9 protein-coding genes are annotated in these 8,399 nt (G+C 60.6%); 3 read left to right on the forward strand and 6 right to left on the reverse strand.

Annotated features, from left to right (window positions below; genetic code table 11):
• On the reverse strand, positions 1-1,269 hold a 1,269-nt coding region (ahcY, locus tag NW856_RS12155), incomplete at its 3' end, for an adenosylhomocysteinase (protein WP_414400483.1).
• Positions 1,270-1,363: 94 nt separating this feature from the next.
• Here ahcY and ruvX point away from each other — a divergent pair.
• Complete coding sequence (gene ruvX / locus NW856_RS12160; RefSeq protein WP_011433350.1) at positions 1,364-1,876, forward strand: Holliday junction resolvase RuvX; 513 nt, start codon at positions 1,364-1,366, stop codon at positions 1,874-1,876.
• Positions 1,877-2,016: 140 nt separating this feature from the next.
• Positions 2,017-3,234 carry an NAD(P)/FAD-dependent oxidoreductase gene (locus NW856_RS12165; RefSeq protein ID WP_414400484.1) on the forward strand — a complete coding sequence of 406 codons (1,218 nt, stop codon included), beginning with the start codon at positions 2,017-2,019 and terminating at the stop codon, positions 3,232-3,234.
• On the opposite strand, the gene proC is transcribed toward NW856_RS12165, so the two are convergent.
• From proC to speB, 5 genes are all read right to left on the reverse strand, one after another.
• A complete protein-coding gene (gene proC, locus NW856_RS12170) occupies positions 3,231-4,034 on the reverse strand; it encodes a pyrroline-5-carboxylate reductase (protein WP_414400485.1) in 804 nt (267 codons plus the stop codon). The genes NW856_RS12165 and proC overlap by 4 nt on opposite strands.
• 5 nt (positions 4,035-4,039) lie before the next feature.
• Positions 4,040-4,615, reverse strand: a complete 576-nt coding sequence (locus NW856_RS12175; protein WP_011433347.1) for a cell division protein SepF — start codon at positions 4,613-4,615, stop codon at positions 4,040-4,042.
• A 578-nt stretch (positions 4,616-5,193) separates the two neighbouring features.
• On the reverse strand, positions 5,194-5,877 hold the full coding sequence (locus NW856_RS12180; protein WP_414400486.1) for a YggS family pyridoxal phosphate-dependent enzyme: 684 nt from the start codon (positions 5,875-5,877) through the stop codon (positions 5,194-5,196).
• Between the two features lie 111 nt (positions 5,878-5,988).
• The gene (locus NW856_RS12185; RefSeq protein ID WP_414400487.1) at positions 5,989-6,192 is read right to left on the reverse strand and encodes a hypothetical protein; all 204 of its coding nucleotides are present in this window, start codon (positions 6,190-6,192) and stop codon (positions 5,989-5,991) included.
• Positions 6,193-6,364: 172 nt separating this feature from the next.
• Entirely contained in the window at positions 6,365-7,288 is a 924-nt protein-coding gene (gene speB, locus NW856_RS12190) for an agmatinase (RefSeq protein WP_414400488.1), read from the reverse strand.
• A 184-nt stretch (positions 7,289-7,472) separates the two neighbouring features.
• Here speB and NW856_RS12195 point away from each other — a divergent pair, with 184 nt between their 5' ends.
• On the forward strand, positions 7,473-8,225 hold the full coding sequence (locus NW856_RS12195) for a DUF561 domain-containing protein (protein WP_414400489.1): 753 nt from the start codon (positions 7,473-7,475) through the stop codon (positions 8,223-8,225).
• The last annotated feature ends 174 nt before the right edge of the window (positions 8,226-8,399 follow it).

Here is an 8,399-nt window from a genome sequence, read left to right on the forward strand (position 1 = left end):
AGTCCAGGTGTTGCCGTACTCGATCTGCTCGGGGGTGAGGCTGTCGATTTGGATCCCCATGGCCTTGAGCTTGAGGCGGGCGATGGCCTCGTCCACCTCGAGAGGAATGGGGTGAAGCCCTGGGGCCAAGCGGCCCCGGTTTTTCACCAGGTATTCGCAGGCCAGGGCCTGGTTGGCAAAGCTCATGTCCATGACGCTGGCGGGGTGCCCTTCGGCAGCAGCCAAGTTAATCAGGCGGCCTTCCCCCAGCACCACCACTGACTTGCCCGACTGCAGACGGTATTCTTCCACAAAGGGGCGCACCGTCTGTCGGGAGACGGCCCGCTCCTGCAGCGCCACCAGGTCGATTTCAATGTCAAAGTGGCCGGCGTTGCAGACCATCGCCCCATCCTTCATGCGGTCGAAGTGCTCGCCGCGAATCACGTGCTTGTTGCCGGTGACGGTGATGAAGATGTCCCCCAGAGCAGCGGCTTCTTCCATCGGCATCACCCGGAAGCCGTCCATCACCGCCTCCAGAGCCCGCACCGGGTTGACTTCCGTGACAATCACCTGGGATCCCATGCCGCGGGCCCGCATGGCCACTCCCTTGGCGCACCAGCCGTAGCCAGCCACCACCACCGTCTTCCCGGCCAGAAGGATGTTGGTACAGCGCAGGATCCCGTCCAGGGTGGATTGGCCGGTGCCGTAGCGGTTGTCGAACAGGTGTTTGGTCTCGGCGTCGTTGACGGTCATCACCGGGAAGCTGAGCACCCCCGCCTTGAGCATGGCCCTAAGGCGCACCAGGCCAGTGGTGGTCTCTTCCGTGGTGCCGATGAGCTCCGACAGTTGCTCCTGACGGTGCTGCACCAGCTCTGCCGTCACATCTCCGCCATCGTCGATAATCAGGTTGGGGCGGTGATCTAGGGCAATCTGGACATGGCGGCGGTAGGTGGCCACATCTTCTCCTTTGAGGGCAAACACCGAAATGCCATGGTCCGCCACCAGGCTGGCGGCCACATCGTCTTGGGTGGAAAGGGGATTGCTGGCAATGAGAACGCTATCCGCCCCCCCTGCTTGTAGAGCCAGGGCCAGGTTGGCCGTTTCGGTCGTAATGTGGCAGCAGGCCACCAAGCGCAGCCCGGCCAAGGGCTTTTCTTGAGCAAAGCGCTCCCGGATCTGGGCCAGCACCGGCATCTCCCGCGCCGCCCACTGGATCCGTTGCTTGCCCAGGGGGGCGAGGTTCAGATCTTTCACTTCATGCTTCGGGAGAGACAGGGTAGCGCTGGTCATCGAGTGTTGCTCCAAACAGGGTCATCGAGAGAGGATAGGGGAACGGAAACTGCAAGCCCCAAAGGGGGCCAGGCAGCCATAAAGATCAGCAAGGATGTCGATAAGCCTGAACTATTCTGCCACAAGGGATCCCCTTTCAGCGCTGGGGCTGGATGTAGGCAACCGCCGCATTGGCGTGGCCGGCTCCGACCGGCTGGGGCTGCTGGCCACCGGCTTGGGGGTCATCCAGCGACGATCCCTCTCAGAGGATATTGCCCAAGTGCAGGAGTGGATCCGCCGCCGCCAGGCCACCGTGGTGGTGGTGGGGATCCCCCTTCTGGCGGATGGGTCGGTGGGATCCCAGGCCCGCAAAGTCCAGCGGTTCGTGCGCGCTTTGCAGGTGGCCGTGGATCTTCCCATTGTTACCGTCAATGAATACCTGAGCACCGCGCAGGCGGAGTGGGATCTGCGCGAGGCGGGGATCCCGGCCAAAGCCCAGAAGGGCTTAATCGATCAGCAGTCGGCGGCAGTGATTCTCCAAACTTGGCTGGACGAGCGACGGGCTTCCCTGTCAGAAGTGCCGGCTTGGCAAAGCTGGGGCAACAAAGACTACGCTGGAGAAGTCTAGCCGGGAAAGTTTAAATCAATTCAAGCCCAAGGTGGGCCATCCCTCGTTGCCCCTTCTGCATCAGCAGGGTGTGATTGTTAAGTCGGGGCCTTTCGCGCAACTTTGATAACGTCTGATAACGTCACGTGAACCATCCGAGCATGAATCGCATTTGCATTCTTGGGGGCGGCTTTGGCGGGCTGTACACAGCTTTGGAACTGAGCCGGCAACCCTGGTCAGAGCCACCCCAGATCACCTTGATCGACCGGCAGGAGCGGTTTGTCTTTGCCCCCCTGCTTTACGAGCTGCTCACCGGAGAAATGGAAGACTGGGAGGTGGCCCCCCGTTTCCAAGATCTGCTGCCCCCAGAATCGGTGCAGTTTCGCCGGGGATCCGTCCGGGCTATCGACCCTCAAGCCCGCCGAGTGGAGCTGGAAGATGGGCAAAGCTTGGAGTACGACGCGCTGGTGCTGGCGCTGGGGGGAGAAACCCCTCTGGAGAGCGTTCCGGGAGCGGCGGAGTTTGCTTTTCCCTTTCGCACCCTGGCAGATGCTCAGCGGCTGCGCGCCCACCTGAAGGCGTTGGAAGACCGGGATCCGGCTCAGCCTGTGGCTCTGGCCATTGCAGGAGCAGGGGCTAGTGGCGTGGAATTGGCCTGCAAATTGGCGGATCGGCTGGGCTGGCGGGGACGGATCCGCCTCATCGAGTTGGGATCCCAAATCTTGTCCGGCTTTGCTCCCTCCAGCCGGGAGGCGGCCCAAGAGGCGCTGGCCCAACGGCGGGTGCAGGTGGAGTTGCAAACCAAGGTCTTGGGCATCGAGGCCCTTAACGAGAACGGCGCCCCTCCCTTCCGTCTGCAGCTCCAGCGACTGGAGAGCCAGGAGATCGCCACAGATCTTGTGGATGCTGTGCTGTGGACTGTCGGAACCCGACCGGCAGCGGTGATTGCCAATTTGGATCTGCCCAAAACCGAGCGGGGACGGCTGCAGGTTTTGCCCACCTTACAGACCCCCACCTTCCCAGAGATCTTTGCCTTGGGGGATGCAGCGGCGGTGGTAGATGCGGAGGGACAGCCGGTGCCGGCCACAGCCCAAGCGGCTTTTCAACAGGCCGGTTATTGCGCCTGGAACCTGTGGGCTTTGCTCACCCAGGAGCGGCCTCTCTTGCCCTTTCGCTACTTTTCTCTGGGGGAAATGCTCAGCCTGGGGGTGGATACGGCGGTGCTTTCTGCCCTTGGCGGCCTCACCCTGACCGGCCCCCTGGGCTATTTGGCCCGGCGAACTGCCTATTTGGTGCGCCTGCCCACCCTAGAACACCAGCTCAAGGTGGGATGGAATTGGATCACCCGCCCCCTGTGGCAAGGGCTGCTGGCCCGCTAGGATCCCTGTAACTGGCAAGAGCGCTCGTAGGCCGCTCGCACTGCCTGCATCAGGGCTCCCCGCACCCCCGCCTGCTCCAAGGCTTGGATCCCGGCAATGGTCGTCCCCCCTGGACTGGTGACCCGGTCTTTGAGAACGGCAGGGTGCAGATTTTCTTGCTGCAAGAGGGCAGCAGTACCCGCCAAGGTCTGCAGGGCCAACTGGGTAGCAATGGGACGCGGCAGCCCCACCTGTACCCCTCCGTCGATCAGCCCTTCCAGAATCACCGCCAGATACCCCGGCCCGGAACCCGAAAGTGCCGTCACCGCATCCATCTGGCTTTCGGCCACCGTCACCACCTCGCCCACCGCGCGAAACAGCTTCTCCACCTGCTCCACCTGCATAGGCGTCACCCCTGGCCCGTAGCTGATGGCCGTTATGCCCGCCCCCACCAGCGCCGGCGTGTTGGGCATCGTGCGCACCACCTTTTGTTTGGGAAAAGCCTGCTGCAACTGCTGCAAGGGGATCCCGGCCATAATCGAGATCACCAGCTCTGTGGCGGACAGCCGGCCCATCTCAGCCACCACTGCCGGGAAGAGCTGCGGTTTAACGGCCAGAAACAGAATCTCAGACTCTCCCGCCTGGGATGGATCCGCCAACAATCGGATACCCAGCTCCTGCTGCAGGGCCACAGCCTTATCCAGATCAGGCTCCCGCAAAGCCATCTGAGCTGCAGGATAAACTCCCACAGCCACCCAACGCCGCAGCAGGGCGGATCCCATGGCTCCACCCCCGATAACACTTAGCAGTGGCCGCTCCATAGCAACTAGTGCTGACCTACTGCCTGCAGATGCTCATAGGTGCTGGGCCAGAGGGGGGTAGGGCTTTGCAAAGGGCGCTGCAGCGGCTGCACCACTTGGCTACTGGGGGTGGAAACCATCACCGTGCTGGGGGTGAACAAAAAAATGTTCTCTCCGATGCGCTCTTGGTGGCCATCGATGGCGTAGGTGCCGCCGGCAACGAAATCCACAGAGCGCTGCGCCTCAGCGGGATCCATTAGGGTCAAGTTCATGATCACCGTCTTGCGCTCCCGTAGGTACTGGATAACCTGAGCCATCTCATCGAAGCTGCGCGGCTCCATCACCACCACTTCACTGGTGGGTGGGTTTACGCCCGGTAATCCAATCACGTTGCTCCCCATACTGCCCCCTGCTGAGCGATCCCGATGTTGACTGCGCCGATGGCCCCGCGACTCTTCTCGACCGGCAGAGCCTTCCCCTGCTTCCACTCCCCGTTGCCGCCGCCCTCGCGGAAGGGTACTCACTTCCTCCTCTTCGGGGGGAGCAGCCGGTTGGGAACGGCGTCCCTCGTAGAGCAGTTGGTAATCATCCTGCCCTTCCATTTCAGAGTACTCCTCCAGGCCGTCCACGGGATCATTCAGACCCACAAAATCTCTTACCCTGCTCCAGATTCCATTGACATTCATATGCACATCCTCACTACAGGTCATGGGTTTACGGCGAGCGTAGGATTCAGGCTCTTGATTGGATCCTGAGTGGCTCACTCAAGCTAGGGGGCGTCCTTTTATTCCCGGTCAAAGTCTTTCAATAGGCTGAGACAGGGTTTGCTCAGGAAGCTGCCGAAGCAGGTGGGGGCTAACGTAGGTTAACAAAACCCCATTGATTCGACGAGTAGAGTTTACCCAGAAGAAGTGAAGATGTCATCTCACTTGCCAAGCCGTTGTTTGGCAGGATTGAACTCTGCTCCCCGTCTGGATTGAGCCCACGTTAACGGAAGTAACGCAAATGATTACAAATTTCCCCAAAATTTCCCCAATAGGGCAAATCCTGGGCGGGATCCCCCCGCTTTTGATCGAGCCAAGCCAAACTCTCGCCCCGAAGGTACCCCGCAGGGCGACTCCGGAGTTCACGGCTTTACACAAAATTTAATCACAATTTAACGGCTTCACAGAGGTCACATCTATTCCTGCTCGGCGTCGGCAAACAAAGCGCGCCCCAGCCGGATCAAGTTAGAGCCTGCTGCCACCGCCAGGGGGTAATCGTCGGACATACCCATGGAGAGGGTGTGCACCTGCAGATGTTCATAGCCGCTGCGCTGGATGTAATCGGCCAGTTCGGCCAGCTTGCGAAACAGGTCTAGGGCCGCCTCTGAGCTCAAGCCCAAAGGCAAAATGGTCATCAGGCCCACAATTTGCACCTGCAGCAGTTGGTTCAGTTCGGGGAGGCTCTGCAACAGATCGGGGATGGGCCAGCCAAATTTATTGGGATCCGGAGCCAATTTAACCTGCAGGCAAAGCTTGGGGGTGAGGTGCAGCTCCCAAGCCTTTTGGTTGATCAGCTTGGCCAGGCGCAAGCTATCGACGCTGTCGATCCAGGCAAATTGCTTGAGGGCCGGTTTGACTTTGTTGGTCTGCAGATGCCCGATCAAGTGCCAGACGATATCGGTCAGATCTTGCAGTTGCCCTTGTTTGACGGCGGCCTCTTGCACTCGACTCTCCCCAAAGTGGCGGATCCCGGCCCGATAGGCGGCGCGGATGTGGTCGGCACTGTAGCCTTTGCTCACTGCCATGATCTCCACATGGTCTGGGATCTGGGCTCGGATGGCCTGAATGCGGCTGTGGATGAGCTGCTCGTCAAGGGGCATCGTCAGGTCAGCAGGCCGGGGATCTCTATCCCCATTCTCGTTCCGATTGGCAGCAATGCTTTGGGATAGATTTTCGCAGAACCCAGAGCCGGCGGACTGTCTGCTACCGCTTCAAGGCATACGTTCTCCCAGCGGTTGCGGCTTCAGCCCCGTCAGAGAGTTGAACACCACAGCCCGTGTGCCGGCAGGCACCACCACCAAGCACTGCAGCCAGGTGGCCAAGAGGAGCAGCACCAGTGCCCCGCCCACCAACGGGATCCAGAACCCAGTGGGAAGTTCCAAAGCAGGACGACGGGGATGGACCGATTTCACCAAGAAAACCCGGCGCGGAAGCCCCCAGATCTATCTGTGGGGAGAAGCACCGCCCTCCAATCCAAAACAGATAAACTGCTACCATGCAGCAAACCCTGACCCTAGTCTGTAAACTGGCTCCCACTCCAGAGCAAGCAGCCAAACCAGAGGATCCTCGGCCAAGCTCTTCTTGAGCTTAACCCAAGGCCGCAGCCAAGATCTGATAGGCCAGTTTGGCGACCGTGAAGGCGCTGCGGCGATCGGTTTCCCGTTCTCCCGTGACCGACAGCTCGACCACATCGGCGCCGATGATTTGCCGTTGCTGTCCTAGTGCCCGAATCAGCTCCACCGTCTCCCACCAGCCCAAGCCGCCGGGTTCAGGGGTACCGGTGGCCGGCACCACAGCGGGATCCAGCCCATCCACATCCACCGTCAGGTAAACCTGGGGGCCCAAGGTGGCAATCACCTCTGGGATCCACTCCTGGGCTGGCTTGGCGTGCAGGCTGTGGGCAAAAAAGGTGTGCAGACGGCGCTCGCGAATGGTCTGGCGGTCTTCGGCGCAGATGGAGCGGATCCCCACTTGGGTGAGGCGGCTGCCCACTTGCTCCACCACGCGGGCCATGGCAGAAGCATGGGAATAGCGGGATCCCTCGTAGCTATCTCTCAGGTCGCAGTGGGCATCGATTTGCAGGACGTGCAGCTCCGGATAATGGGCCAGGTGGGCAGCAATCAGGGGCCCGCTGATGGAGTGCTCCCCACCAATGGAAAGCAGGAACCGCCCCGGTCTCACCCACTCGGCAGCGCGACGCTGGATTTCGGCCATAGCCAGCTCCTGGGCGGAAGATCCCAGACCTTCCAACTCCACCGGGGGGGCCGTCCAGTAGCGGGAGATCTCTTCCGAGAAGTCGGGGTGAAGAGCTGGCTGGCGATCCCGTACCTCGTCGTAGATCTCCACATAGGCAGAAGCCTGCAACAGCGCCTGAGGGCCTTTGGCGGTGCCTTTGCCATAGGAGGTGGTGGCCTCGTAGGGGACGGGCAGGAGAATTGCTTGGGCCATCTCCGGATCCGGCTCAGGCAGGCCCAGGAAGGGGAAGGGAGAGCGATACATGATGGCTTGCAAGAAGGGATCCCTATTCTATTGAAGAATTGTGGTGAGCCAAAAGGACTGGGATGATGGGGTAAAGAGGGACCCTTGTGGGATTGAGGCAAACCCTCTAGACTGAGCAAAGGCTTCCCCAAGCCCAGTTTTAGCAGCCATTTGTTTTCACTCCTCTTAGACTGCCTTTCCACAAGCTGACGAGCCTATGACCACTGCCTCTCACGCTGCTCTTTTCGACGCTCTGGCCCAACGTCGGGCCCTCAAGATCATCAGCGGTCTACAAAACTTCGACCTGCAGTCGGTTCTGAGCATCACCCGCGCCGCCCAACAGGGAGGGGCCACTTGGGTGGATATCGCTGCCAGCCCCGAATTGGTGCAGCGGGTACGCGCCCAGATCGATCTGCCCATCTGTGTGTCGGCGGTGGAGCCGCAGCAGTTGGCCGCAGCCGTACAGGCAGGAGCAGACATGGCCGAGATCGGCAATTACGACAGCTTCTACCCTTCAGGCCGCATCTTCTCCGCAGCGGAAGTCCTAGACCTTACCCGCCGAACCCGCTCTCTTCTGCCCCGCACGCTCTTGTCGGTAACCGTTCCCCACACTCTGCCTCTGAATCAACAGGCAGAATTGGCCGAGAAACTGGAGGATCTGGGAGCCGATCTCATCCAAACCGAGGGCAGCACCAGTGCCGAGCCGGTTCACGGGGGATCCCTGGGCCTGATCGAGAAGGCTGCCCCCACCCTGGCCGCCGCCTATGAAATTAGCGGTGTCGTCTCGGTACCGGTTATCTGCGCTTCCGGCCTCTCGACGGTAACAGTGCGCTTGGCCATTGCTGCCGGCGCTTCAGGTGTAGGGGTGGGCAAAGCTGTCAGCCGGCTCCAGGATGAAGTGGCCATGGTGGCTCAAGTGCGGGCATTGGTGGAGGCCTTGGGAGGATCTCGGATCCCTGCCCTTGTCTAGGTCGATGTCTGACCGGTAAAAGTTGACCCTCTTGCGCCAGCGTGCGCTGGTGCATTTTTTTTAGATTTTCTTGGACAAGCAGGGAATAAGTAGGTAAGTAGGGCAGCTGAGGGTTGAGATCAGCCGCTAGAAGTTTTGCTGCTCACCAAATTTTCGGGCTGGAGGCCCGCACCA

This window comes from Synechococcus sp. R3-13 (genome assembly GCF_047462195.1).
GTDB lineage: Bacteria > Cyanobacteriota > Cyanobacteriia > Thermostichales > Thermostichaceae > Thermostichus.

Bases quoted from the DNA above. Each gene is read 5' to 3' on its own strand.
- ruvX (WP_011433350.1), top strand. From the start codon at position 1,364: ATGTCGATAAGCCTGAACTATTCTGCCACAAGGGATCCCCTTTCAGCG.
- NW856_RS12165 (WP_414400484.1), top strand. From the start codon at position 2,017: ATGAATCGCATTTGCATTCTTGGGGGCGGCTTTGGCGGGCTGTACACA.
- proC (WP_414400485.1), bottom strand. From the start codon at position 4,034: ATGGAGCGGCCACTGCTAAGTGTTATCGGGGGTGGAGCCATGGGATCC.
- NW856_RS12175 (WP_011433347.1), bottom strand. From the start codon at position 4,615: ATGGAAGGGCAGGATGATTACCAACTGCTCTACGAGGGACGCCGTTCC.
- NW856_RS12180 (WP_414400486.1), bottom strand. From the start codon at position 5,877: ATGCCCCTTGACGAGCAGCTCATCCACAGCCGCATTCAGGCCATCCGA.
- NW856_RS12195 (WP_414400489.1), top strand. From the start codon at position 7,473: ATGACCACTGCCTCTCACGCTGCTCTTTTCGACGCTCTGGCCCAACGT.